This is a genomic window from Nonomuraea sp. NPDC050536 (assembly GCF_044457685.1).
Classification (GTDB): domain Bacteria; phylum Actinomycetota; class Actinomycetes; order Streptosporangiales; family Streptosporangiaceae; genus Nonomuraea.
This window is the reverse complement of record NZ_JBITHD010000011.1, coordinates 1-22,299: the sequence shown is the minus strand read 5'-3', so window position 1 is coordinate 22,299 and position 22,299 is coordinate 1. Positions and strand designations below refer to the sequence as shown.

At 70.0% G+C, this 22,299-nt stretch carries 27 protein-coding genes; 6 read left to right on the top strand and 21 right to left on the bottom strand.

Going from position 1 to position 22,299, the window contains the following annotated elements:
• Positions 1-174: 174 nt before the first annotated feature.
• Positions 175-435, top strand: coding sequence for a hypothetical protein (locus ACIBHX_RS28245; protein ID WP_397070297.1), 261 nt, complete (start codon positions 175-177; stop codon positions 433-435).
• Between the two features lie 21 nt (positions 436-456).
• On the opposite strand, the gene ACIBHX_RS28240 is transcribed toward ACIBHX_RS28245, so the two are convergent.
• Complete coding sequence (locus ACIBHX_RS28240; protein WP_397070295.1) at positions 457-1,341, bottom strand: virginiamycin B lyase; 885 nt, start codon at positions 1,339-1,341, stop codon at positions 457-459.
• Positions 1,342-1,440: 99 nt separating this feature from the next.
• On the opposite strand from ACIBHX_RS28240, the gene ACIBHX_RS28235 reads away from it, so the two are divergent.
• Together ACIBHX_RS28235 and ACIBHX_RS28230 are read left to right on the top strand one after the other, a co-directional pair.
• Complete coding sequence (locus tag ACIBHX_RS28235; protein WP_397070294.1) at positions 1,441-2,031, top strand: TetR/AcrR family transcriptional regulator; 591 nt, start codon at positions 1,441-1,443, stop codon at positions 2,029-2,031.
• 70 nt (positions 2,032-2,101) lie between these two features.
• Complete coding sequence (locus ACIBHX_RS28230) at positions 2,102-2,455, top strand: ArsR/SmtB family transcription factor (protein ID WP_397070293.1); 354 nt, start codon at positions 2,102-2,104, stop codon at positions 2,453-2,455.
• Between the two features lie 47 nt (positions 2,456-2,502).
• Here the strand turns inward: ACIBHX_RS28230 and ACIBHX_RS28225 are convergent, their stop codons facing one another.
• From ACIBHX_RS28225 to ACIBHX_RS28155, 15 genes are all read right to left on the bottom strand, one after another.
• On the bottom strand, positions 2,503-3,918 hold the full coding sequence (locus ACIBHX_RS28225; protein WP_397070292.1) for an LCP family protein: 1,416 nt from the start codon (positions 3,916-3,918) through the stop codon (positions 2,503-2,505).
• Positions 3,919-4,059: 141 nt separating this feature from the next.
• Positions 4,060-5,130, bottom strand: a complete 1,071-nt coding sequence (gene hypE, locus ACIBHX_RS28220; protein ID WP_397070291.1) for a hydrogenase expression/formation protein HypE — start codon at positions 5,128-5,130, stop codon at positions 4,060-4,062.
• On the bottom strand, positions 5,127-6,254 hold the full coding sequence (gene hypD, locus ACIBHX_RS28215; RefSeq protein WP_397070290.1) for a hydrogenase formation protein HypD: 1,128 nt from the start codon (positions 6,252-6,254) through the stop codon (positions 5,127-5,129). The genes hypE and hypD overlap by 4 nt, the downstream gene beginning before the upstream one ends.
• 5 nt (positions 6,255-6,259) lie before the next feature.
• Entirely contained in the window at positions 6,260-6,511 is a 252-nt protein-coding gene (locus tag ACIBHX_RS28210; RefSeq protein WP_397070289.1) for a HypC/HybG/HupF family hydrogenase formation chaperone, read from the bottom strand.
• Positions 6,486-6,878: a hydrogenase maturation nickel metallochaperone HypA gene (locus tag ACIBHX_RS28205; RefSeq protein ID WP_397070288.1), complete on the bottom strand. Its 393-nt coding sequence runs from the start codon at positions 6,876-6,878 to the stop codon at positions 6,486-6,488. The genes ACIBHX_RS28210 and ACIBHX_RS28205 overlap by 26 nt, the downstream gene beginning before the upstream one ends.
• A 24-nt stretch (positions 6,879-6,902) precedes the next feature.
• On the bottom strand, positions 6,903-7,007 hold the full coding sequence (locus tag ACIBHX_RS28200; protein ID WP_397070287.1) for a DUF6893 family small protein: 105 nt from the start codon (positions 7,005-7,007) through the stop codon (positions 6,903-6,905).
• Positions 7,008-7,012: 5 nt separating this feature from the next.
• Positions 7,013-7,486, bottom strand: coding sequence for a hydrogenase maturation protease (locus ACIBHX_RS28195; protein ID WP_397070286.1), 474 nt, complete (start codon positions 7,484-7,486; stop codon positions 7,013-7,015).
• The gene (locus tag ACIBHX_RS28190; RefSeq protein ID WP_397070285.1) at positions 7,483-8,820 is read right to left on the bottom strand and encodes a hypothetical protein; all 1,338 of its coding nucleotides are present in this window, start codon (positions 8,818-8,820) and stop codon (positions 7,483-7,485) included. Before ACIBHX_RS28190 ends, ACIBHX_RS28195 begins: the two co-directional genes overlap by 4 nt.
• Entirely contained in the window at positions 8,817-9,443 is a 627-nt protein-coding gene (locus ACIBHX_RS28185) for a DUF6084 family protein (protein ID WP_397070284.1), read from the bottom strand. Before ACIBHX_RS28185 ends, ACIBHX_RS28190 begins: the two co-directional genes overlap by 4 nt.
• The gene (locus ACIBHX_RS28180) at positions 9,436-10,056 is read right to left on the bottom strand and encodes a DUF5947 family protein (RefSeq protein WP_397070283.1); all 621 of its coding nucleotides are present in this window, start codon (positions 10,054-10,056) and stop codon (positions 9,436-9,438) included. The genes ACIBHX_RS28185 and ACIBHX_RS28180 overlap by 8 nt, the downstream gene beginning before the upstream one ends.
• Positions 10,053-10,616, bottom strand: coding sequence for a NifU family protein (locus ACIBHX_RS28175; protein ID WP_397070282.1), 564 nt, complete (start codon positions 10,614-10,616; stop codon positions 10,053-10,055). The genes ACIBHX_RS28180 and ACIBHX_RS28175 overlap by 4 nt, the downstream gene beginning before the upstream one ends.
• 9 nt (positions 10,617-10,625) lie before the next feature.
• The gene (locus ACIBHX_RS28170) at positions 10,626-12,410 is read right to left on the bottom strand and encodes a nickel-dependent hydrogenase large subunit (protein WP_397070281.1); all 1,785 of its coding nucleotides are present in this window, start codon (positions 12,408-12,410) and stop codon (positions 10,626-10,628) included.
• Between the two features lies 1 nt (position 12,411).
• Entirely contained in the window at positions 12,412-13,488 is a 1,077-nt protein-coding gene (locus ACIBHX_RS28165) for a hydrogenase expression protein HypE (protein ID WP_397070280.1), read from the bottom strand.
• Between the two features lie 79 nt (positions 13,489-13,567).
• The gene (locus ACIBHX_RS28160) at positions 13,568-14,422 is read right to left on the bottom strand and encodes an SIS domain-containing protein (protein WP_397070279.1); all 855 of its coding nucleotides are present in this window, start codon (positions 14,420-14,422) and stop codon (positions 13,568-13,570) included.
• A complete protein-coding gene (locus ACIBHX_RS28155; protein WP_397070278.1) occupies positions 14,419-14,976 on the bottom strand; it encodes an SIS domain-containing protein in 558 nt (185 codons plus the stop codon). Before ACIBHX_RS28155 ends, ACIBHX_RS28160 begins: the two co-directional genes overlap by 4 nt.
• A 181-nt stretch (positions 14,977-15,157) precedes the next feature.
• Here ACIBHX_RS28155 and hypF point away from each other — a divergent pair, with 181 nt between their 5' ends.
• Positions 15,158-17,440, top strand: a complete 2,283-nt coding sequence (hypF, locus tag ACIBHX_RS28150; RefSeq protein ID WP_397070277.1) for a carbamoyltransferase HypF — start codon at positions 15,158-15,160, stop codon at positions 17,438-17,440.
• A gap of 58 nt (positions 17,441-17,498) precedes the next feature.
• Here hypF and ACIBHX_RS28145 read toward each other — a convergent pair whose 3' ends face one another.
• Both ACIBHX_RS28145 and ACIBHX_RS28140 read right to left on the bottom strand, forming a co-directional pair.
• Complete coding sequence (locus ACIBHX_RS28145) at positions 17,499-17,954, bottom strand: DinB family protein (RefSeq protein ID WP_397070623.1); 456 nt, start codon at positions 17,952-17,954, stop codon at positions 17,499-17,501.
• Between the two features lie 151 nt (positions 17,955-18,105).
• Positions 18,106-18,237, bottom strand: a complete 132-nt coding sequence (locus ACIBHX_RS28140; RefSeq protein WP_397070276.1) for a hypothetical protein — start codon at positions 18,235-18,237, stop codon at positions 18,106-18,108.
• Here ACIBHX_RS28140 and ACIBHX_RS28135 point away from each other — a divergent pair.
• A complete protein-coding gene (locus ACIBHX_RS28135; protein ID WP_397070275.1) occupies positions 18,236-18,889 on the top strand; it encodes a 2'-5' RNA ligase family protein in 654 nt (217 codons plus the stop codon). The two genes, ACIBHX_RS28140 and ACIBHX_RS28135, sit on opposite strands and share 2 nt — an antisense overlap.
• On the opposite strand, the gene ACIBHX_RS28130 is transcribed toward ACIBHX_RS28135, so the two are convergent.
• The 3 genes from ACIBHX_RS28130 to ACIBHX_RS28120 all read right to left on the bottom strand — a co-directional run bounded on the left by ACIBHX_RS28130 (position 18,886) and on the right by ACIBHX_RS28120 (position 21,445).
• The gene (locus ACIBHX_RS28130) at positions 18,886-19,458 is read right to left on the bottom strand and encodes a dihydrofolate reductase family protein (protein WP_397070274.1); all 573 of its coding nucleotides are present in this window, start codon (positions 19,456-19,458) and stop codon (positions 18,886-18,888) included. The genes ACIBHX_RS28135 and ACIBHX_RS28130 overlap by 4 nt on opposite strands.
• Before the next feature lie 47 nt (positions 19,459-19,505).
• Positions 19,506-20,534, bottom strand: coding sequence for a hypothetical protein (locus ACIBHX_RS28125; protein ID WP_397070273.1), 1,029 nt, complete (start codon positions 20,532-20,534; stop codon positions 19,506-19,508).
• 101 nt (positions 20,535-20,635) lie between these two features.
• On the bottom strand, positions 20,636-21,445 hold the full coding sequence (locus ACIBHX_RS28120) for an SAM-dependent methyltransferase (protein ID WP_397070272.1): 810 nt from the start codon (positions 21,443-21,445) through the stop codon (positions 20,636-20,638).
• Positions 21,446-21,514: 69 nt separating this feature from the next.
• On the opposite strand from ACIBHX_RS28120, the gene ACIBHX_RS28115 reads away from it, so the two are divergent.
• Positions 21,515-22,299 (top strand): DUF2867 domain-containing protein (locus ACIBHX_RS28115; RefSeq protein WP_397070271.1); only part of this gene is annotated, 785 nt, incomplete at its 3' end.

Genomic DNA, 22,299 nt, shown 5'->3' with positions numbered 1-22,299 from the left:
AACAGCCTGGTCAAGCGCCCCCGGCATCAGTCCGTCGGTCCCGACGAGCACAGTGTTCACAACCCCGCACAATTTCCGGACAAACCCGCGGGGGTTCGCATTAACTTGAACATTGATGTTCGAGTTAGGGTGTGATGATGAGACGCATCGTGCCGCCTGCCCGGCCTGGCGCGCTTGGCGCGCAGTCGCGTGGCCGGAGCGCTGCTGGGCCGCGTCCACCTGGGCTCCGACCGCTTCGCACTCAAGGTCGAGACAGGTACGGCCGGCGGCTGGCTGACCGGGCCTCGGCAAAGCCGCGCCACCGGCTTGGCCGCGGCGCTGGTGATCAAACGCCTCCCGGCCATGCCGGCCGGCGTGCACCACCTCGAGCAGGCCGTCGACGCCGGCGAGTTCCTCCGGGAACTGGCCGGCTTCGGCTTCACGCTCTCCACGTAGATCCCGCGCCGGACCCGACGATCACGGAGCGACGCGGGCGAGCGTGCCGATCTCCAGTGCCGCCCACAGGGCGCCGTCAGGGCCGAGGGCGATGCCGTGCGGCTCGGAACCCGAAGTGGGCAGGTCGTGCACCGCGATGACGCCGTCGGGAGTGATCGAGCCGACGCGATTGCCGGCCCACTCGGTGAACCAGAGGACGCCGGCGCCGTCGGCCGCGATGGCGTGCGGGCGGCCGGCCCGGTCGGGCAGCGGGAAGTCCGAGATCACCCCGTCGGGCGTGATCCGGCCGATCTGGCCCGTGGCGATGTCGACGAACCAGACCGCGCCGTTCCTGCCCGAGGTGATCCCCACGGGTGCCGCCCCCTGGGATGGCAGCGGGTGCACGCTGACCTGGCCGTCCATGCCGATCCTTCCGATGGCGCCCGCCTGGTTCATGGTGAACCACATCCCGCCGTCGCCGCCCGCGGTGATCGCGGACGGGAACGCCCCGGTGACCGGCAGCGGGAACTCGGTGATCTCGCCGTCCACGGTGATCCGGCCGATGCGGTCCGTGACGGTCTCGGTGAACCACAGCGCGCCGTCCGGGCCCGCGGCGATGCCGAACGGCCCGCACTGGCGGGTGGGCGGCTCGAACCCGGTCACCTCGCCGTCCGTGGTGATGCGGCCTATCCGGTGCGCCCGGTATTCGGTGAACCACAGGGCGCCGTCCGGCCCGGGAACGATGATCGTCGGCTGGCCGCCGGGGTCGGCCGGATACGTGGTCGGCATGTGACCCGGGGCGAGGCGTCCGATCCGTCCGCTGTGGACGAGGGTGAACCAGAGCGCGCCGTCCGGCCCGGTGGTGATCGCGTACGGCCCGGCGTCGCGGTCGGCCACGCCGTACTCCTGGATGGAAACGTGTGTCATCAAGGCTTCTCCGATCCGTACCGGAACACATCTCTACAATCGCAACTGTTGTAGCTTTAAGGTAGTGATGGTGGCCGCTTAACGCAACTGGAGTTGTCTTTGGAGAGCCTCAAGCGCCCCGGCGGACGCAGCGCCCGGGTTCGCGACGCGGTACGGCAGGCGACCCTGGCCGAGCTGGCCGAGCACGGATACGGCGGGATGACCGTCGAGGCGATCGCGGCGCGCTCCGGCGTGCACAAGACCACCGTCTACCGGCGTTGGCGCGGCGTCGAAGGGCTGATCGCCGATGCCCTGGACCTGGCCCGCGACGAACCCTGGCCCATCCCCGACACCGGTTCCGTCCAGCAGGACCTGCGCGGCGTCGTGGCCCTCGTCGGTACCGGCTTCGCCGATCCCGCGCAGGGGCCGGTCGCCTCGGCCTTCATCGCGGCAGCCATGCAGAGCGCGGAGGCCGCGGCGGCGCTGCGGGGGTTCCTGACCGCCCGGAACGAGCAGGCCGCCGTGGTCGTACGGCGGGCCGTCGAACGGGGCGAACTGCCCTCCGACACCGACGCTCTGGAGGTGATCCGGGCCGCGGTCGCCCCGGTCTACTACCGGCTGTTCATCACCCACGAGCCGGTGAGCACGCGGGACGCGGAGCGTGCCGCGGACGCCGCGCTCGCCGCCGCCCGGGCACGAGTACTCACCTGACCGACCAGGTGTACGGGCCGTGATCACTGATGGGCGCGCCTAGACTTGCCACCTGTCCGGAGGAGGGGTGATGGTAGCGACCACGCGGTTCGTCGATCCGCCGGCAGAGGTGCTGGCCGAGGCGGCGGCCGCCTTCGGGTTGCTGTCCTCGCCGCCGCGGCTGCACCTGGTGTGGGCGCTGGCCCAGGGCGAGTGCGACGTGTCCGGGCTGGCCGAGCGGGTTGGTGGCGCGCTGCCCGCCGTGAGCCAGCACCTGGCCAAGCTCAAGCTGGCCGGATTGGTGCGTTCCAGGCGGGAAGGCCGCCGGGTGGTCTACCTGATCGACGATGAGGACATCGTGGCCACGGTTCAGGGGCTGGTCGGAAGCATGGCGGAGCGGGCGGTCGACGTCACCGAGGAGCGCGCCTCCGGCCGGGGCGCCTGAGCGTCGAACCGCCGGGGCCGAGCCACGCGAGCTGTCGCGGGCATCGTCTAGGCCGAGCAGGCGTCCGACAACTTGGCCGTGGCCGCCACCAGAGCCTTGGCGGGTTTCGGCGAGTGGATGGTGCGGGGTTTGGCCTGGACCGTGGTCACGGCCGCGTGTGAGCGGGCGATGGCGTTGCGCACGTCGGCCCGGATGCGATGGAAGTCGGGATAGGCCGGGTTGTACTGGGGCGGGACGAACGACAGCGTGGTGACGTGGGCGTTCTTCACCAGGTCGGCCAGGGGGACCAGGTCCTGCAGCCTGCCGCGCGGGATGTCGGTCTTGAACGTCTGGCGGGCGGCGGTGGCGAGCTGGTTGAACTTGAACAGCACCGTCGAGGGGTCGAGCTGGTTGAGCATGGAAGAGATGACGCAGTGCTGGCGCCGCATCCGGGTGTGGTTGTCGCCGCCGGCGCAGGTGGATCCGTCGTGGTCGCGGGCCCTGCCGTACCAGAGGGCGTCGTTGCCGTCGAGGCGGTGGGTGCCGGCTCTGATGACGCCGCCGTCGCTGCGGCCCACGCCGTAGCAGATGTCCTGCTCCACGTGGATCCGCACGCCGCCGAGCGCGTCGATGAGGTGGGCCACGCCCCACATGTTGACCAGCACGTAGTAGTCGATCTTCAGGCCGAGGATCCGGCTGACCGCGCCCATGGTCGCATCCGGCGCGCGGGTGGGGGAGTCGTGGAACGGGTCGGGATGTTTGTCGGCGTACATCCAGACGGCGTTGAGCAGGTCTTCGGCCCCCCGGCCCGGGCCCGTGATGTAGAAGTTCTTGGGCGGCGGGAACAGGGAGCGCATCACGCTGCCCTTGGGGAACGGCGCGTTCTCCATCTCTCTGGGTAGCGCGAACAGCACCGTGTCGCCGGTCTTGACGTCGATGCTGGCCACGTTGATGCTGTCGGTGCGAATGCTGGTGCCCCGCCGGTCCGCGGCGCCGTCGCCGCCGAGCAGCAGGATGTTGATCCGGCTGCGGCCGGCCCACGGGTTGGCGTGATTGATGGGGGTGGGCTCCTCGGGGGCGGCGAAGACCTGGCTCAGGGTGTCGTCGACGGCCGTCACTGCTCGCGAGGCGACCACGAACGGCGCCAGCACCGCCGCCACCAGCACCAGCGCCACCCCGTCCGACCACACCAGCCGCCGCCGCGGCCGCAACGCCGCATACGAGGCGATCACCAGCAGCCCCCAGGCCGCTCCCGCACCGACGCACAGGCCCGCCAGCATCCTGGTCCACGACGCGTCGGTCAGCACCGCGGCACCGCCCGACCTCAGCACCACCACCGCCGCCGTCACACCGGCGCCCACGAACAGCGCCAGCAGGCCGAACCCGGCCACCCGATGCCCGGCCCGCAGATGCGCGGCGCCAGGAACCAGGATCGACAGCAGCGTCCAGCCGATGGCCGCTCCCGCACCCCGTTTGTTACCCATGTGCCCTCTTGATCAGAGTCTTGGTCAACCCCTGAGGTCCGTTATAGCGGCACTCGCGATCATAGATCCGGGCACACTTGCCCGGGTGCGCAAGTTTTTGACTATCTCGCGACCATGTGCGGGTGCGCCGTCCGGGCCTTGTCAGCAGATGCGCGGCAGCGGGTCGCCGACCAGGAGGTCGACGATGCGGGTGCCGCCGAAGGAGGTCTTCAGCAGGACCAGCCCCGGCGGGTCGCCGGTGACCCGGCCGATGACCTGCGCCGCCTCCCCGTATGGATGGGACCGCAGGGCCGCGAGCGCCGGCTCGGCGCGTTCCCCGTCGACCACCGCCACCATCCGGCCTTCGCAGGCGACGTAGAGCGGGTCGATGCCGAGCAGCTCGCACGCCCCCCGTACGGCGGGCCGTACCGGCACGGCGTCCTCGTCGAGCACGACCGCCACCTTCGAGGCTTTCGCGATCTCGTTGACGACCGTGGCCACCCCGCCCCGGGTGGCGTCCCTCAGGCAGCGGACCCGCCCCTCGCCGCAGGCGTCGAGCAGCAGCGTGGTCAGGCCGTTGAGCGGCGCGGTATCGGAGGCGAGGTCGGCCGCGATGTCGAGCTCGCCGCGGGCGAGCATGACGGTGATGCCGTGCTCACCGATCGGCCCCGACACGATGACGGCGTCGCCGGGCCGGGCGGCGGCGGCGCTCAGCCGGGTCTTCGTCTCCAGCGTCCCGACGCCGGAGGTGGTGATGTAGCAGCCGTCGGCCTTGCCCCGCTCCACGACCTTGGTGTCGCCGGTGACGATCCAGACGTCGGCCGCTCGCGCCGCCTCCGCCATGGACGCGGTGATGCGCCGCAGGTCGGCGACGGGAAAGCCCTCTTCGAGAATGAACCCGGCCGACAGGTAGCGGGGCCTGGCCCCGCACATGGCCAGGTCGTTGACGGTCCCGTTGACCGCCAGGTCGCCGATGTCGCCACCGGGGAAGAACAGTGGCGTCACCACGTAGGAATCGGTGGTGAAGGCCAGCTGGTCGATGACCGCGCCGTCCTCCAGTGTCTCCAGCGGCGGGTTGCGGAAGGACTCCAGGAACACCGCCTCGATCAGCGACTGGGTGGCCTTGCCGCCGGCGCCGTGCGCCAGGGTGATGCGGTCCTCCAGCACGCGGGCCTTGCGGCGGCGCGAGCGCTCGATCCGCTCGAGGACCTGCTCCTCGCGGATGGTCGTCATGTCAGCGTCGCCTCCTTGACGCGCTCGCGGGAGAACCGGCCGAAGTTGTAGTAGGCCGCGCAGGCCCCTTCCGAGGACACCATGCAGGTGCCGATCGGGGTCTCCGGGGTGCAGGCGGTGCCGAACACCTTGCACTCCCAGGGCTTGAGGACGCCCTTGAGCACCTCGCCGCACTGGCAGGACTTGGGATCGGCCACCCGCCCGCCGGGGATGTCGAAGATGCGCTCCGCGTCGTAGGCGGCGTAGCGCTCGGTCATCCGCAGCGCCGAGTGCGAGATGAAGCCCAGCCCGCGCCACTCGAAGTAGGGACGCAGCTCCATCACCTGGTTGATGACGTTCAACGCCTTCAGGTTGCCGTTCCACGGGACCACCCTGGCGTACTGGTTCTCCACCTCCGAGCGGCCCTCGCTCAGCTGGAGCAGGATCCGGTAGACGGTGTGGAGCACGTCGAGCGGCTCGAACCCGGCCACCACCAGCGGCTTGCCGTACTCGGATGCGATGAACCCGTACGGCCGGCAGCCGATCACCGTGGAGACGTGGCCGGGCCCGATGAACCCGTCGAGGCGCAGGTCGGGGGAGTCGAGGATGGCCTTGATCGCCGGGATGATCGTCACGTGGTTGCAGAAGACCGAGAAGTTCGTGATGCCTTCCGCCTGCGCGCGCAGGACGGTCATCGCGGTCGAGGGCGCGGTCGTCTCGAAGCCGATGGCCATGAACACCACGCGCTTGGCCGGGTTCTCCCTGGCGATCTTCAGCGCGTCCAGCGGTGAGTACACCATCCGGATGTCCGCGCCCCTGGCCTTGGCGTCCAGGAAGGACCCGGACCCGCCGGGGACGCGCATCATGTCGCCGAACGATGTCATGATCACGTCCGGTTGCGAGGCGATGTGGATGGCGTCGTCCACCCGGCCCATCGGGATGACGCAGACCGGGCAGCCCGGGCCGTGCACCAGCGTGACGGCCGGCGGCAGGTAGTCCTCCAGCCCGTGCTTGTAGATCGTGTGGGTGTGCCCGCCGCACACCTCCATGAACTTGTACGTCCGGCCCGGCTCGCACAGCGCGGCGATGCGCGCGGCGAGCGACCGGGCCATGTCGGCGTCGCGGTACTCGTCGACGAAGCGCATCGGCCTCACACCTCCTCGATCATGGACTCGCGCAGAGCCTCGATCTCGTCCTCGTACGCCTGCCCGATGCTCTCCAGGAAGTCGAGCGCCGCCTTGGCCTCCGCCTCGTCGATCTTCGACAGGGCGAAGCCGACGTGGATGAGGATCCAGTCGCCGGGCGTCACCGACTCGCCCTCGAGCAGCCCGATGTTGATCGCCCGCTGTACCCCGCTGACGTCGACCATCGCCAGGTCAGGCCTGTCCGACAGGATTTCCACGATCTCCCCGGGAATGCCCAGGCACATGAGCGGCCTCCGCCATCTGGATGGATTCGAGGACGAGATCGTCGCCGCCCTCGGTGTCGATATCGGTGCCGCCGCACTTCGGGCAGACGGCGAAGGGGTCGTGGGACACGGCCGTGTGCCCGCAGGACCTGCAGGTGAGGCTGACCGGGATGACGATCAGCTCCACGCGCGCGCCCTCGGCCGGCGACCCCTCGGCCACCATCGAGAACGCCTGATTGATCACCGGCTCCGTGATGCGGAGCATGGCGGACGCCCGTACCCGGGCCAGCCGTACCGGCCGGCCTTCCGCGCGGTTCTCGACCGCGGTGAGTATCGCCTCGGCGATTCCGAACTCGTGCAAGACTGCCTCCCCCTGAGGTGCCGGTCACATGTTCCTGATCTTGATGTAGCGCTTGATGTCGGGCAGAGACTGAAGGATCAGGATCGCGGTGCCCACCAGGGCAGCCGCGATGATCAGGCGTTTGAGCATGTTCGTCACCCCGCAGACTGTTTCTCGTTGAGTTCGTCGATCAGGTCGCGTACCAGGTCGACCGCGGTGCCGACGGCGCCGGCGACGGTCGGGCTGAGCTCCATGCCCGGCGAGATGTCCTCGGGTTCGCAGCCGACGACCAGGACCGGTGGCGGTCCGGCGCCGAGTGTGCCCGCCAGCGCGAGGACGGCCTCGGGTGTCATGGAGTGGGCGTCGAGGACTTCGCCGGGACCGCCGGGCTCCGGCTCGAGCACGTACAGCGTGCCGGGCGGTCCGCCGTTCGACGCGGCGTCGACCAGGATCGCCGCCTCGTAGGCGCCGCCGGTGAGCTCGTAGGCGAGGTGCACGCCGCGGATGCCGAAGTCGGCGGCCCGCACGCCCTCGGGCAGGCTCGTGTCCGCCAGGCGCCTGGCCACGGCGACGCCGAAGCCGTCGTCGCCGAGGAAGACGTTGCCGACTCCGGCCACGAGGATCCTCACGCGTCCGCCCTCTCGTCGCCGAGCGGCTCGATCTCGTCGGGGGCGAAGTAGAGGAACCGGCCGTGCGACCGCTGCAGGTCGGCCCCGGGGTCCTCGTCGAGGGTCACGGCGACATGCCGGGCCCCGTCGACGTCGAGGAGCACCGCCTCCACCGTGGCGGTACGGCCGGCCAGGAACATGTCGTGGGCGTCGGCACGCCGCCTGCCCGGGTTGAGCCGGACGCGGCTGCCCTGGGCGACCGCCACACCCGCGATCACCACGCTGTCGGTGCCGGGCGACACGCTGGGGTCGGATCCCGGGTCCCACCAGGGTGACGGCGCGGCCGCCTCCGGATACCTGATCGCGCCGTGCAGCCGCTCCACCCACTCGGCGGGCAGGTCGCCGACCATGTCGATGAGCCTGGCCGCACGGGGATCGGTCGCCCTGGCCTCGCGCGTCTCCTCCTCGGTGAGGGTGAGCGTGCGCAGGTGCAGGATCTCGTCGATCTCGGTCGCGTCGAACAGGTCGCCTGGACTCTCGGGCGCGATGGTGGGGTGGTCGTACAGGATGATCGGCGACGACAGCACCACGTCGCGGTGCCCGGGCTCGCCGACGAGCACGGGCCAGGTGTGCTCGTTACGGCAGGTCCGCGCGAACGGCTGCGCCCATTCCGGCGGATCGGTCAGGGACACGAACGCCCCGCTGTCCAGGGCGAGCAGCAGGTGCGCCGAGACGAGCGAGCGCCGCAGCGCCTGCTCGCGCGGCGCGTCACGCGGGTCCCAGCCGTCGACGTTCTCCACCTGGGCGCGCAGCTTGATCAGTCCGTACGGCCCGGCGATCGGCTCGGCCGCGACCCTGAGCACGGCGTGCAGCGGCAGGTGTTGCGCGACGACCCGCCCTTCGACCTCGCCGGTCGGAGCGAGGATCGGCTCCTCGCCCAGCTCGCCGGGCACGCTCACCTCGACCGTGCGTTCGGCGTCGAGCAGGTCGGCGATGGAGAGCACGGTCTCCACCTCGCGCTCCGTCGCCTCGTCGAAGGTGATGAAGGTGCTGTCCCCGCTCCTCAGCTCGGCGACGGGCCGGTATCCGCCCGAGTCGGCGCACTCGACCCGGCGCTCCTTGACGTGCAGGAAGCGCAGGATCAGCCGCACGTTGGCCGCCCCGGCCGCTTCGGCCAGGCATTCCGTCGTGCTCGCCGAGGGTTCGGCGGTGGCGGTGAAGCCCGGTGGCACGAGCACGCCGAACTGCCAGCGCATCTGGTTCTTGGCGGCCGAGGCCCGGTAGGGGTAGAGCAGGTAGCCCTCGTACAGGACCGTGTCCGCGACCCTGCGGGCGATGTCCATCGGTACGGTCATCCCTGTGCCTCCTTGAGCAGCGCCTCCATGGCGTCGTCCCAGGTCGCCAGGGCGCGGGCGGACTTGAAGCGATGCAGATCGCGCAGCGTGTCGCGGCGCAGCCGCAGCCAGCCCGACCCGGGGAAGTAGCGGTCCATCAGCTCCCGCCAGAGGGCGACGGGCAGCCGGTGGCGGGCCTCGCAGTGCCACGGCACCTGCGCGACGGCGAAGCCGTTGGCCGCCCGGGCGAAGACGGTGCCGCTGAAGAGCATGAGCAGCGGGATCTCGCCGTCGTCGAGCGCGGCGAAGTACTTGCCCGCCGCCACTTCGAGGTCGTAGCCGCACGGCACGGGCACGTCGATCTCCGTGGCTCCGCTGAAACCGGGGACCGCGACGGCCACCTCGGCGAACTGGAGCGGCTTCAGTGTGTCGCCCCAGCGTGCGGGGTCGCCGAAGAGGTCGCCGAGCAGCTCCGCCTCGTCCGGGCTGTAGCGCCGCAGGTGCGGCTCCACTCTGATCTGGCACCGCAGCAGAATCGCGTGCACATCGGCCTGCGACGTGATGCGCAGCCGGAAGAGCAACGTGGGGAACGCGGCATGGGTCTTCACCCGCGAGCCCAGGCAGGTGAAGCCGACCTCAGCCATGCTCGCCTCCAGCCCGCGCGCGCCCGCGCAGCTCGGCGAAGAAGCCCTCGATCGCCTCCCACGTCTCCTGACCGCCGTCGAAGCCCTTCCAACGGGTGCGCACCAGGCCGACCAGCTCGTAACAGGCGTCGATCGGCACCAGGTAGCACCCGAAGCCGTCGGGCCCGCGGTCCACCAGGAGCGCCTCCACGTCCGGCAGGGTCTCGGGGAGCTCGGGATTGGCGGCCAGCACGCGCTCCCAGGTGTCCAGGGGGAGCTGGGATTCGGTGGCGCCGCCCGGGCTCGGATAGAAGGCGGCGACCTGGCCGAGCACGGAGTTGTGGAAGAAGAACGCCGTGCGGACCGGGATCTGCAGCTCCTCCCAGTCGCCCGCCGACAGCCGGAACGAAGGGAAGTACAGATAGCGGTCTGGTACCGCGCGGTAGCGCCGTGCTGTGCCCGCCTCCTCCTGGGTGAACAGCAGATAGCAGGCCCTGCACGCGCACAGCAGCGCCCGGCTCTCGGTGTTCACGACGTGCCCGTGGTCAGCTCCCGCCGGCGCCGCGCACAGCTCGCACCGCTCCACCTCAGGGGCCCGGGGCTCGAGGAACCTGCGCAGCCCGGTGGCGGTCACGACGCGGTCTCCGGCACCGGGCAGGGGCCGGGCGGGCGCCGCTGGATCTGCAGGATTCCTTCCTGCGCGGCGGCCGGCCCGTCGACCTCCACCCGTGACACCTCGGGCGCGGCCCTGGCGACCGCACGCTCGATGGTGTCCGTGACCGTGATCTGCGAGGAGGGGCAGCCGTGGCAGTTGCCCTCCAGGCGCAGCCGTACCACCCCGTCGGCGTCGAGATCGAGCAGCTCGACGCCGCCCGCGTGCGATCCCAGCAGGGGCCGCACCTCGTCGAGTGCCGCGACGACGCGCTCCCGCGTGCTGAGCGGGTGCAGGTCGTGCAGCACCAGCAGGCCTGAGAGCAGGGGATCGGCGGCGACGCGGCGCAGCGCCTCCCCGGCATCGGACTCGACGAGGATCTCCATCAGGCGTTCCAGGCCGGAACCGTACAGTTCGACCAGCGCCCTGACCAGTTCCTCGGCCTTGGCGCGCGCCGCCGGGTCGGCGAGGCCGCCCAGGTCGGCGAGCAGCGCCTCGACGCGGTCACCGGCCGACTGGACATCGTGAGCGTGCGGCATCATCTCTTCCCGTCACCCGCCGTTGAAGGCGTGGGGGGTGTGCAGCTTGCGCAGTTCTTTGCCGCCACCGAGGTACATGTGGACTCCACACGGCAGGCAGGGGTCGAAGCTGCGTACGGCACGCATGATGTCGATGCCCTTGAAGCTGTCCGGCGGGTTCTCCTCGAAGATCGGCGTGTTCTGCACCGCGTCCTCGTACGGGCCCGGCGTGCCGTAGCTGTCGCGCGTGCTGGCGTTCCACGGCGTGGGCGGGTACGGGTGGTAGTTCGCGATCTTGCCGTCGCGGATCACCATGTGGTGGGACAGCACGCCACGCACCGCCTCGGTGAAGCCGCAGCTGATCGCCTCCTCCGGCACCTTGAACGGCGACCACGTCTGGGTACGGCCGGCGCGCACCTCGCCCAGCCCCTGCTCGACGAAGTGCAGCGCGCACGCCGCGGCGTAGGCCTGGAAATAGGTGCGGGCACGGTTGCGCTCGAGCGCGTTGGAGAGCAACTCCCCGTTGCGCTCGGGGATCTTCCAGACGAACGTCTTCTCCGGCTTCGTGGCCGTCTTCGGCAGGTTGATCTCGACGCTGTTGCCGGTCGCCTTGACGTAGCCGATGTCCACCAGGCCGGACAGCGCCGTCGACCAGAGCCGGGCCAGAGGGCCACCACCGGTGTCGAGCGGGAGCAGCTTCTCCCCGTCGAACCAGCGGGGCGACATGACCCAGCTGTACTTGTCGGTGAAGTCGCGCTTCTGCGGGTGCGGGATGGTGGTCTGGTTCCATGGGTGGCGCATGTCGACCGGGTTGCCGAGCGGGTCGCGGGTGACGAACGGCTCCCTGCCCTCCCAGTCGTCGTAGTAGGAGCTGCCCAGCAGGATCCGGATGCCCAGGTTGATGTCGACCAGGTTGTTGGTGACGAGCCGGCCGTCGACGATCACGCCCGGCGTGACGAACATCTTGCGACCCCAGTCGCTCATGTTCTGGTAGCTGAAGTCGCAGTGTTCCGGGTCGTTGAAGCTGCCCCAGCAGCCCAGCAGCACCCGCCGGCGGCCGACCTGCTCGTAGCCGGGCAGGGCGTCGTAGAAGAAGTCGAACAGGTCGTCGTGCATCGGCACCACGCGCTTGAGGAACTCCACGTAGCGCATCAGCCGGCTCAGGTAGTCGGTGAACAGCTGGACGGTCGCCACCGTGCCCACACCGCCTGGGTAGAGCGTGGAGGGGTGCACGTGCCTGCCCTCCATCAGGCAGAACATCTCCCTGGTGGTCCGGCTGACCGCGAGAGCCTCCCGATAGAACTCGCCCTCCAGCGGGTTCAGCGAGCGCATGATGTCGGCGATCGTCTTGAAGCCGTGATCGGCGGCATGGGGCGCTTCGGTGCGTTCGGCCAGCTCGAGCACGCCGGGGTTGGTCTCGCGGACCATCTTCTCGCAGTAGTCCACCCCGACCAGGTTCTCCTGGAAGATGTTGTGGTCGAACATGTACTCGGCCGCCTCGCCGAGATTGATGATCCATTCGGCGAGGGCCGGGGGCCGCACGCCGTAAGCCATGTTCTGGTTGTAGACCGAGCAGGTGGCGTGGTTGTCGCCGCAGATCCCGCAGATGCGGCTGGTGATGAAGTGCGCGTCGCGCGGATCCTTGCCCTTCATGAAGACGCTGTAGCCGCGGAACACCGACGAGGTGCTGTAACACTCGGCCACCTCCTTCTTCTTGAAGTCGATCTTGCAGTAGATGCCCAGGCTCCCGACGATCCGGGTGATCGGATCCCAGGCCATCTCGACCAGTTCGCGGTCCTGTTTCGGTGTTGTCGTCATGTCAGCTCCATGGCGCGCGGTATCCGGTGAGCAGCTCGCGGCCCTTCTTGCGCCACTTCGGCTCCTTGTCGACTGTGCGGAGGGTGATGCCGCGCAGGGTGCGGATCACGACGCCGTAGCCCGTGCTCAGCGTGGACGACACCCGCGCCCCTGGCGGCTCGTCCATGAACGGCATGAACTTGTCCGGGAAACCCGGCATGGTGCAGGCGATGCAGATGCCACCCACGTTCGGGCAGCCGCCGATCCCGTTCATCCAGCCGCGCTTGGGCACGTTGCACTTCACCACCGGCCCCCAGCACCCGATCTTGACCAGGCACTCCGGCCGGCCGTACTCGGTGGTGAACTGGCCCTGCTCGTAGTAGCCCGCCCGGTCACAGCCCTCGTGCACCGTCTTGCTGAACAGCCACTTGGGCCGCAGCGCCTCATCCAGCGGGATCATCGGCGCCTGCCCCGCCACCTGGTACAGCAGGTACAGGATCGTCTCGGACAGGTTGTCCGGCTGGACCGGGCAGCCGGGCACGTTCACGATCGGCAACCCGGCCTTGGACTTCCAGTCCCAGCCCAGATAGTCGGCCACACCCATCGCACCGGTCGGGTTGCCCGCCATCGCGTGGATGCCGCCGTAGGTCGCGCACGTGCCCGCGGCCAGGACCGCGGTCGCCTTGGGCGCCAGCCGGTCCAGCCACTCGCTGGTGGTCATCGGCTGGCCGGTGTCCGGGTTGTTGCCGAACCCGCACCAGTAGCCCTCCTCCTTGATCGACTCGTTCGGGATGGACCCCTCGATGACCAGCACGAACGGCTCCAGCTCGCCACGATCGGCCTTGTAGAACCACTCGATGAAGGCGTCCGCGCCCTCCACGGGCCCGCACTCGAAGTCGATCAACGGCCAGTGCACCGCGATCTTCGGCAGGCCGGGCAGCGCACCCAGCACGATCTCCTCGATGCTCGGCTGGGTCGCGGCGGTCAGTGCGACGGAGTCACCGTCGCAGCTCAGCCCGGCATTGATCCAGAGAATGTGCAGAACCGGTTCGTCCTGCGGCGGTGAGCCCCCGCTCGTCGAGCTGGTCGGCGCGGTCATGTCGCCACCCCATCCTTTTCGCGTCCATGGGTCGTGATCGGTGGGGGGTCGGTTCGTGTGGTAGCTGTCTCCCTGTCGTTCAGCCGGAATCGAGCGCGTGCTGGGTGAGCTCCCACAGCACGTGGTAGACCGTCGTCTGGGCCTCCTGTATCCGGTGCACGGACGAGGAGGGGATGACGAAGAGATGGTCGAGCACGTCGAGTTCGGCCAGCCTGCCGCCCTTGTCGCCGGCCAGGCCGACGGTGAGCATGCCCTGCCGGGCCGCGGCCTCGAAGGCCTGGACGACGTTGGCGGAGCCGCCGCTCGTCGACAGACCGAGCGCGACGTCACCCGGCCTGCCCAGCGCGGCGAGCTGGCGGGCGAAGACCACGTCGAAGCCCACGTCGTTGGACAGCGCAGTGAGCACCGCGACGTCGCCGGTCAGGCAGAGGGCGGGCAGGGGCACACCGCGGTGGGGATGCAGGAAGGCGGTGGCCACCTCCTGGGCGTCGGTGCTGCTGCCGCCGTTGCCGAAGGTGAACAGCCGGCCGCCGGCGGCGAACCTGGCCGCCATCTCCTCCGCGCACGCCATCAGGGCCCGCGCCGACTCCTCCGCCACCCGCGCGCGCAGCCGGACGATCTCGGCCGCCTTCTCGGCGGTGGAGCGGCCGACGTCCTCGAGCGACGGGCCCGAGCCCGCGTGCAGAAAGGGGTAGAGCTCGCCCAGCGGGGACTTCTCCGCCCTGGCGGTGACGGCGATGGCCTCCTTGGCGTGCACCAGGACGGTGTCACCCGGGGAGGCGTCGACCAGAGCCACGCTGACCTCCTCGAGCGCGCCGCCGCCGGTGTCGACCTGCGCGAGCATGCCCTCGCCCACCCGGACGACGACGTACGGCAGGGCCTCGTCGGCACAGGTCACGCACACCTCGGTGGAGCACTCTCCAGGGTCGTTCATCCTCGGGCCTCACCTTCGAGGAAGACGTGCGCCAGCTCCCACAGCAGGTGGTAGATCGTGACGTGGACCTCTTTGATCACGGCGGGATCGTCGGAGCGGGCGACCAGGACATGGTCGGCCACCTGGCCCGGCGGATCGTCACCGCCGGTCAGGGCGATGGTGCACAGGCCCAGCTCGCGTGCCGTCTCGAGGCCGCGCCGCACGCTGGTGCAGCGGCCCTCGCGGGAGATGCCCATCGCCATGTCATCGGATTCGGCCCAGTGCCGGATCTGATGGGCGAAGATCTCGGCCGGTCCCTCGTCGTTTCCGAGCCCGTCATGGCTCAGCGCGATCGCCGGCAACGCCCGCTTGCCCACGATGACCGGGTGCATGAACTCCACCGCGACGTGCGCGGCATCCGATCCGCCGCCGTCGCCGAAGACGATCAGCTTTCCGCCGCGGCGGAAGCGGGTGGCCATGTCGCGGCAGGTCCGCACGATGAGCTCGACGTCGGCCGCCAGTGCACGCCCGGCGCGATCGCGCCGGGCGAAGGCTTCGCCGACTGCCTCACTCATCGTCGATGACATGCGCATACCCCATCACTCAAGGTAGCTGTCACGTTACGGTGCGAAACTTCATGGTCGACACCCGTGCGGTCATGATCTGCGGTAAAGGTCTGATCGCAGGGGTAACTTTCTCCTCTAGCTCGTGTGTGCCCTTGTCTGCCGGTTCGCCGTAGCTGGCGAGGATGACGCCATGAGCAGCGGAAAAGCGCGGATCAGCATCCGTGTCGAGGGGATTGTGCAGGGTGTGGGCTTCCGCCCGCACGTTCACTCGCTGGCTCGGCGGCTGCGGCTGGCGGGATGGGTGGGCAACGACGGCAGGGGCGTGTTCATCGAGGCCGAGGGCGAGCCGGAGGACATCGCGCGTTTCCAGACGGACCTGCGCGAGCAGGCGCCACCGCTGGCGGCCATCCACCGGGTGACGACCACGGAGATCCCCGCACGCGGCGACCTGGGCTTCAGCATCGCGGACAGCCTGCAGGGATCCGGGCCGGCCACGCTCGTCTCACCCGACGCCGCGACCTGCCGCGACTGCCTGACCGAGCTCTTCGACCCGGCCGACCGGCGGTTCCTGCACCCCTTCATCAACTGCACCAACTGCGGGCCGAGGTTCACCGTCATCAAGGACGTCCCCTACGACCGGCCGGCCACGACGATGTCCGGGTTCGCCATGTGCGGGGACTGCGAGCGCGAGTACCTCGATCCGGAGGACAGGAGGTTCCACGCGCAGCCGATCTGCTGCCCGGCCTGCGGCCCCACACTGAGGCTAGTCGGCCCGCGGGGGCGACCGCGGCCCGGCGACCCGATCGAGGGCGCGGCCGAGCTGCTGCGGTCGGGCCGTGTCCTGGCCGTCAAGGGGCTCGGGGGATACCACCTGGCGGTCGGTGCCGCCGACGAGGAGGCCGTGCGCACCCTCCGATCGCGCAAGTACCGCGAGGACAAGCCCTTCGCGGTGCTCGTCCCCGATCTGGACGCCGCGCGTGGCCTGTGCGAGCTGAACCCCGACGCCGAACGGCTGCTCACCGGACCGCAGAGCCCGATCGTGCTGCTCCCCAGGCGGCCGGGCGCCGCGGTCGCGGAGGGAGTCGCACCCGGCCAGGGCCGGCTCGGCCTGATGCTGCCGTACACGCCCGTGCACCATCTCCTCGCCCGGGCCTTCGCCGGGCCGTACGTGCTCACCAGCGGGAACCTCTCGGACGAGCCCATCGCGCACCGGGACGGCGACGCGCTCGAGCGGCTGGGCGGCCTCGCGGACGGCTTCCTCGTCCATGATCGGCCGATCCACGTCCGTGGCGACGATTCGGTGCTCCTGCCCGGCCGGGGGCAGGCGATCCCGCTGCGGAGATCGCGTGGATACGCGCCGCAGCCTCTCATGCTGTCCGAGCCGGCTCCCCGGCACGTGCTCGCCTGCGGCGCCGAGCTGAAGCACACCTTCTGCCTTGCGCGTGACCGCCATGCCTTCGTCTCGCACCACATCGGCGATCTCGAGAACTACGAGACGATGCGGTCCTTCGTCGAGGGGGTCGAGCACTACCGCCGGCTGTTCGACATCACTCCCGAACTCCTCGCGCACGACCTTCACCCCGAATACCTCTCGACCAAGTACGCCCTCGACACCGAAGGGGCCGAACTGGTCGCGGTCCAGCACCACCACGCGCACATCGCCTCGTGCCTGGCCGACAACCAGGAGCGGGGACCGGTCATCGGGGTCGCGTTCGACGGCCTCGGCTACGGCGACGACGACACCCTGTGGGGCGGCGAGCTGCTCGTGGCCGACCTCGTCGACTTCACCCGTGCCGGGCGCCTGTCTCCCGTGCCGCTGCCGGGCGGCGCCGCCGCGATCAGGCAGCCCTGGCGCATGGCCGCCGCACACCTCGACTCCGCGTACGGCGGCGCGCCGCCGGACGATCTCCCCGTGCGCTCACGCAACCGGCTGCGCTGGGCCGACGTGACCGCCCTGGCCGGATCGGGGACCAACGCGCCTCTCGCCTCCAGCGCGGGGCGGCTGTTCGACGCGGTGGCGTCGATCCTGGGCCTCGGCGACACCGTGGCGTACGAGGGACAGGCCGCGATCGCGCTCGAGCAGCTCGCCGACCCTGCCGAGCACGGCGCCTACCCGGCCGGCCTGCTCGACGGCGACCTCGTGACGGTCGACTGCGGCGACCTCGTCCGCGCCGTCGTCTCGGACCTGCGCGCCGGGGTGGCCCCGGCGATCATCTCGGCTCGCTTCCATCACGGTCTGGCCGCCGTCACCGCCGCAGGCTGTGTACGGCTGCGCGCCGCCACGGGCCTGCGCACCGTCGCGCTGAGCGGCGGGGTGTTCCAGAACCAGCTGTTCCTGGGCGCGCTCGCGGGCCGGCTCGAGGCGGGCGGTTTCCGTGTGCTGACCCACCACCGCATCCCGCCCAACGACGGCGGCATCAGCCTGGGGCAGGCCGCGGTGGCCGCGGCCCGAGACGCGGCCGGCCGCTGCTAGCCGGCCACGCCGCCTGGATCTCGGCCGACGCCTCGTGCGCTTCGTCGTGTCCTGTGCCTCACAGGCCCCGTGCCCCGTCGATGCGTTCGCGAAGCAGGTCGGCGTGGCCGTTGTGGCGGGCGTACTCCTCGATCATGTGGATGAGCACCCAACGCAGTGAGACAGGCCCTCGCCAGGCGTCGCGGCCTTCGACGTCGAGATGGGGAGCGCCGGCGACATAGCTTTCCGCGAACGCCACCTCCTCGCGCCAAGCCTGCCAGGCGGCGGGGCCGACGGCGGGATCGGCGCCGTCGAAGTCGCCGTCAGGGTCCTCCGCGGAGGAGAAGTGGGCAGGCGCGTCATGCCCGGCCAGCACTAGCCGGAACCAACGGCGCTCGACGTCGGCGAGATGCCGGACCAGGCCGAGCAGCGACAGCGTGGAAGGCTCCGCGGAGCGCCGGGCCAGCTCGGCGTCCAGCCCCGCGCACTTCAACTCCAGCGTGGCCCGCTGCGCCGCGAGGACGTTGACGAGCATGGCCCGCTCGTCTCCGGTGGCGGGGAAGGCGAACCGGCTGTCCTGATCGCCGCCGATGATGTCGCCTCTTCTCTGTCGGACCGTGTTGTCCAAAGCTCCTCAGCCCTTCTCGTCGATCAGCGGTGACGCGCCGATCGAGGGTACGGGATGGTCAGCCTTGCTGTTCGACGCCGGTCAGCACCCGCATGCCGCGCGGGCCGTTCTCGTCGTGCTGGACCGTCAGCCCGGCCCTTTGCGGCTTGCCGTACCTGGAGGAGTTTCTGCGCCGTACACTGCCCGGCATGGGTGATCTTCCGGTTTACGATGTCGTCCTGCTGCCCCCGGCGGGCATCGCCGCGGAGGCTGTCAAGCTGAGCCGGCAGTGCGCGGAGCCGGCCGGCGCCGAGTTCGTCCTGACCGAGGAGCGGGTGTATCCGCACCTGTCGCTGTTCATGGCCGTCTACACCCCCGAGCAGCGCGCGGCGGCCGTGGAGCGGCTGGCCGGCATCGGCCGGCGCACGCCGGTGATCGATCTGCGGGCCGATCGCTTCGCGGGCAACGAGCACGGCATGTTCGAGCTGTTCTACGACAAGAGCGAGGCCATCACCGCTCTGCAGGAGGACGTGCTGGCCGCGGTGGCGCCGCTGCGCGCGGGATGGCGGCGGCATGATCCGGTCGGTCGCGTCCTGGCCGACTACCGGCTCAGCGCGCCCGCGCCCGCGCGCGACAACCTCGAGCGGTACGGCTACGACGAGGTCGGCGAGCTGTTCCGCCCGCACATCACACTGACCCGCTTCCAGCAGCGTGATCACCAGGTCGACCCGGCGCTGCTGCCCTCCACGCAGGCTTTCACAGCGGCCTTCGACACGCTGGCGCTGTGCGTGATGGGGGAGCACGGCACGTGCACCGAGATCGTCGCCCGATTCACGCTGGCAGGCGCCGAGCCCGTGTCCTAACGGCGGACGCGATAGAGCAGGTGTAGCACCCGGTCGCCCTGGATCACCACGTGCGGGTCGTCGAGCAGATGCCGGGCATCGACTGACCCGAAGTACCGCTTGCCCGAGCCGAAGACCACCGGCACGACGTCCATCGCCACCTCGTCCACCAGGCCGAGGGCGAATGCCTGCCCGCCGACGTCGCCCGCCGCCACGGCGACGGTGCGATCGCCCGCGAGTTCCTTGGCCTTCGCGACGGCCTGTGCCACATCGTCGACGAAGTGGTACGACGCCTCGGGGTGCCACCCGTCGGGCTTGGGCCGGTGTGACACGACGACCACGTGTTCGCCGGTCGGCGGCGACCCCTCCCAGCCGTTGGTCATGTCGAACAGGTGGCGCCCGATCACCATCGACCCGATCCTCGCCCACATCGGCTTGACGTACTCGGCCGAGACCTGCGAGATCCTCCCGACTTCTCCGAGCTGGACGTCGCCGTTGGAGTACCAGTCGAACAGCGGGCCGACCTGATCCTCCGCGTCGGCGATGAAGCCGTCCACGGACACGACGTTGTGCATCACCACGGTGCCCATCGCATCTCCCAGGTGTTCCGAGGTTGTCAGCCCGCTGATCCGGCTCGTCAGCGGAAGTCAGCGGTACGGAATACGGCCATCATGTCCTTGGTCCTGACCCCGGGATAGAAGGACGCCTCGGCGCCGACCCAGCCATGAAACGCTCCGCTGTCGTCGATGATCTGCAGAAGCGGTTTGATGTGCGAGTTGCCCGAATAGCAGAACTGCTTGCTCTCCAGGGCCAAGCAGGTGCACCAGTGCCACAGGGTGTCGCGGCGGTCGTTGCTGGAGACCCTGACGAGGTAGTACTGGATGGAGCTGACGTTCGCCTTGGTGCCGCCGCCGAAGTTGGGGCAGCCGCCCGACTTCTGGCAGGCGCCCGGGGATGCCGGCTGCAGGTACGTCAGGCACCAGGTCGTGGTGGCGCAGCCGTGGAAGGACGAGTTCTTGAAGACCTGGCCGTCCGACCTCACGATGCGGTGGCCCGACCAGGAGACCAGGTCCTGCTTGAGCGTTCCGGCGAACGCCCGCACGGAGCTCATCGCGCGGCGAGTGCTGAGCGGGGCGTTGCTGCCGTAGCCGTAACCGTTGGTGGCCAGGGTGCTCTCGGCGAACTGCAGTTGGGCCAGCTTGCCGTCAGCCGACAGTTTCACGCGCCACTTCTCGGTCCAGGTCTGGGCGATCTTCCATCTGATGCTCACCAGGTTGCCCGCCGTAGTGTAGGTCCCGGTACGGGACTCGTCAGGAGCGCCGGTGAAGCCGGCGGCGGTCAGCACGTCGCAGGCGCGTACGCGTGAGCTGGACCGGCCTGACTTGGTCGCGCAACTGGAGTCCGGGACGACACCGGTGGCTTGCCTGCCTTCGGGGTTGCGCTGCCACCAGAGGTAGGTGTTGGCGCTGACCGTGCCGTCAGCTTTGAACTGGTAGGTACCCAGGCGCACCCAGTTCTGAGTGGACGCAGCGCTCAGGAAGCCCTGCGTGATCACGAAGTTGGCCTTTCCGCCAGGCAGGGACGACCTGGGTGCGGCGCCGGCGGAACCGGCCCCGGTGGCCAACAGGGCGAGCGCCATGACCACGGCGGTGAGAACTGCGCGCACAGAGAACCTCCTTGATTACGGTCTCCGCCGATTCTTGCCCATGTGGCCATGCGATGCCTGCCGGTTTGACTTTCGGTCAGAGTCGTTATTCACCTGGAGCGTCAGATCTTCTCGGCGACGCCGCAGTAGGCGGTGACCTCTTCTGGCTCGCCCCAGGGGGTGGTTTCCGGACGCCACCGCGAGACCGACACCACGCCGGGGTCGATGAGGTGCAGGCCGTGGAAGAACGCGGCGATCTGGTCCGGGGTGCGCAGCTTGTAGGGATCGCCTGCCTCGGCGCGGGTCTTTTCCGCCTGGGCGGCGGCCTCCGGGTCGACGGCGTTGGTCCCGTCCTCGAGAGCCAGATAGCTGCCGGGCGGCAACGCGGCGACCAGGTGGTCACAGATCATGGCGGCCTCCTGGTCGTCCCAGACGTTGCCGAGGATGCCCAGCATCATCAGGGCGACGGGCCGGGTGAAGTCCAGCGTGGCGGCGGCCTGGGCGAGGATGCGGCCGGGGTCGCGCACGTCGGCGTCGATGTAGTCGCACGCTCCCTGTGGGGTGCTGGTCAGCAGCGCGCGAGCGTGGACCAGGACGAGGGGGTCGTTGTCGACGTAGACGATCCGGCAGGCGGGGTTGACGTGCTGGGCGACCTCGTGGGTGTTGTCGGCCGTGGGCAGACCGGTGCCGATGTCCAGGAACTGGGTGATCCCCGCCTCCCCGGCCAGGTATCGGACGGCACGGCCGAGGAACGCGCGGGAATGCCGGGCGACGTCCACGATGCCGGGGTAGACCTGGCGGACCTGATCGCCGACCTGCCGGTCGATCTCGTAGTTGTCCTTGCCGCCCAGCCAGTAGTTCCACACCCTCGCCGAGTGCGGGGTGGTGGTGTCGATCTTGGGCGAGGGTGGCGGCGGCGTGTCGTTGGTCATGAAAGCAACTCTTGTCCCAAGGGCGCGACTTTGGCCAGTGATCGTGGTCTTCTCGATGGCCCATGCCGGATGGCAGAGGAAATGCTGGCAGATATAGCCTGTGTCAATCGACATAGACTCGAGGAGTTTCTCATGAGGCTGCCGAAGACCGCGTACACCTCCCGCCCGTGGCGCATCCACGAATTCGCGAGTGACTTCTCGGTCGAGGATGTGTGGTCGTACCGCACTCCTGGAGCCGGGCCTGACGACTTCCCCGCGATGCTCGCGGCGATGCGAGCCACCGGCGGACTCGCGAAGCAGACCCGGCCGGTGAGGTTCCTGTTCGCCCTTCGGTGGAAGGTCGGCGCACTCCTCGGCTGGGACAAAGCATCAGCGGGCGTCGGTGAGCGGGTTGCCTCGCTCCGCGACCGGCTGCCCAGTGACCTCCGCGACGCTCCCCGCGGCCCTGACAGCCCGAGCATGCCCCTCAAGGCGGTCTACGAGCTCGATATGGAGGCCGCTCGCGAACTGGCGAACAAGACCGTGCACACCGTGATGCATCTCGGCTGGGTGCAAGGCGCGAACGGCGACTACGAGCTGCGGATGGCCGTCCTCGTCAAGGCCAACGGATGGTTCGGGCGGCTCTACATGGCCGCCATCGCGCCTTTCCGGTACCTCCTCGTCTACCCGGCCCTCACCCGTCGATGGGAACAGGCCTGGCGCGACCGCGCTGGACGCGCCTGTCGGGGGGGGGCGGGGGGGGGGGGGCCGCCGGGGGGGGGGGGGGGGGCCGGGGGGGGGGGGGGGGGCGGGGCGGGGGGGGGGGGGGCGGGGGGGGCGGGGGGCCGCGGGGGCCGCGCCCGCCACGCCCCCCC

Excerpts from the sequence above, each read along its gene's own strand:
- ACIBHX_RS28145 (WP_397070623.1), bottom strand. The coding sequence starts at position 17,954 with ATGCTCGTCAACGTCCTCGCGGCGCAGCGGGCCACGCTGGAGTTGAAG.
- ACIBHX_RS28130 (WP_397070274.1), bottom strand. The coding sequence starts at position 19,458 with ATGGGCACCGTGGTGATGCACAACGTCGTGTCCGTGGACGGCTTCATC.
- ACIBHX_RS28120 (WP_397070272.1), bottom strand. The coding sequence starts at position 21,445 with ATGACCAACGACACGCCGCCGCCACCCTCGCCCAAGATCGACACCACC.
- hypF (WP_397070277.1), top strand. The coding sequence starts at position 15,158 with ATGAGCAGCGGAAAAGCGCGGATCAGCATCCGTGTCGAGGGGATTGTG.
- ACIBHX_RS28155 (WP_397070278.1), bottom strand. The coding sequence starts at position 14,976 with ATGAGTGAGGCAGTCGGCGAAGCCTTCGCCCGGCGCGATCGCGCCGGG.
- hypD (WP_397070290.1), bottom strand. The coding sequence starts at position 6,254 with ATGCGCTTCGTCGACGAGTACCGCGACGCCGACATGGCCCGGTCGCTC.
- ACIBHX_RS28165 (WP_397070280.1), bottom strand. The coding sequence starts at position 13,488 with ATGACCGCGCCGACCAGCTCGACGAGCGGGGGCTCACCGCCGCAGGAC.
- ACIBHX_RS28200 (WP_397070287.1), bottom strand. The coding sequence starts at position 7,007 with ATGCTCAAACGCCTGATCATCGCGGCTGCCCTGGTGGGCACCGCGATC.
- ACIBHX_RS28175 (WP_397070282.1), bottom strand. The coding sequence starts at position 10,616 with ATGATGCCGCACGCTCACGATGTCCAGTCGGCCGGTGACCGCGTCGAG.
- ACIBHX_RS28240 (WP_397070295.1), bottom strand. The coding sequence starts at position 1,341 with ATGACACACGTTTCCATCCAGGAGTACGGCGTGGCCGACCGCGACGCC.
- ACIBHX_RS28135 (WP_397070275.1), top strand. The coding sequence starts at position 18,236 with ATGGGTGATCTTCCGGTTTACGATGTCGTCCTGCTGCCCCCGGCGGGC.
- ACIBHX_RS28140 (WP_397070276.1), bottom strand. The coding sequence starts at position 18,237 with ATGCCGGGCAGTGTACGGCGCAGAAACTCCTCCAGGTACGGCAAGCCG.
- hypE (WP_397070291.1), bottom strand. The coding sequence starts at position 5,130 with ATGACGACCATCCGCGAGGAGCAGGTCCTCGAGCGGATCGAGCGCTCG.
- ACIBHX_RS28190 (WP_397070285.1), bottom strand. The coding sequence starts at position 8,820 with ATGACCGTACCGATGGACATCGCCCGCAGGGTCGCGGACACGGTCCTG.
- ACIBHX_RS28185 (WP_397070284.1), bottom strand. The coding sequence starts at position 9,443 with ATGGCTGAGGTCGGCTTCACCTGCCTGGGCTCGCGGGTGAAGACCCAT.
- ACIBHX_RS28170 (WP_397070281.1), bottom strand. The coding sequence starts at position 12,410 with ATGACGACAACACCGAAACAGGACCGCGAACTGGTCGAGATGGCCTGG.
- ACIBHX_RS28230 (WP_397070293.1), top strand. The coding sequence starts at position 2,102 with ATGGTAGCGACCACGCGGTTCGTCGATCCGCCGGCAGAGGTGCTGGCC.
- ACIBHX_RS28160 (WP_397070279.1), bottom strand. The coding sequence starts at position 14,422 with ATGAACGACCCTGGAGAGTGCTCCACCGAGGTGTGCGTGACCTGTGCC.
- ACIBHX_RS28225 (WP_397070292.1), bottom strand. The coding sequence starts at position 3,918 with ATGGGTAACAAACGGGGTGCGGGAGCGGCCATCGGCTGGACGCTGCTG.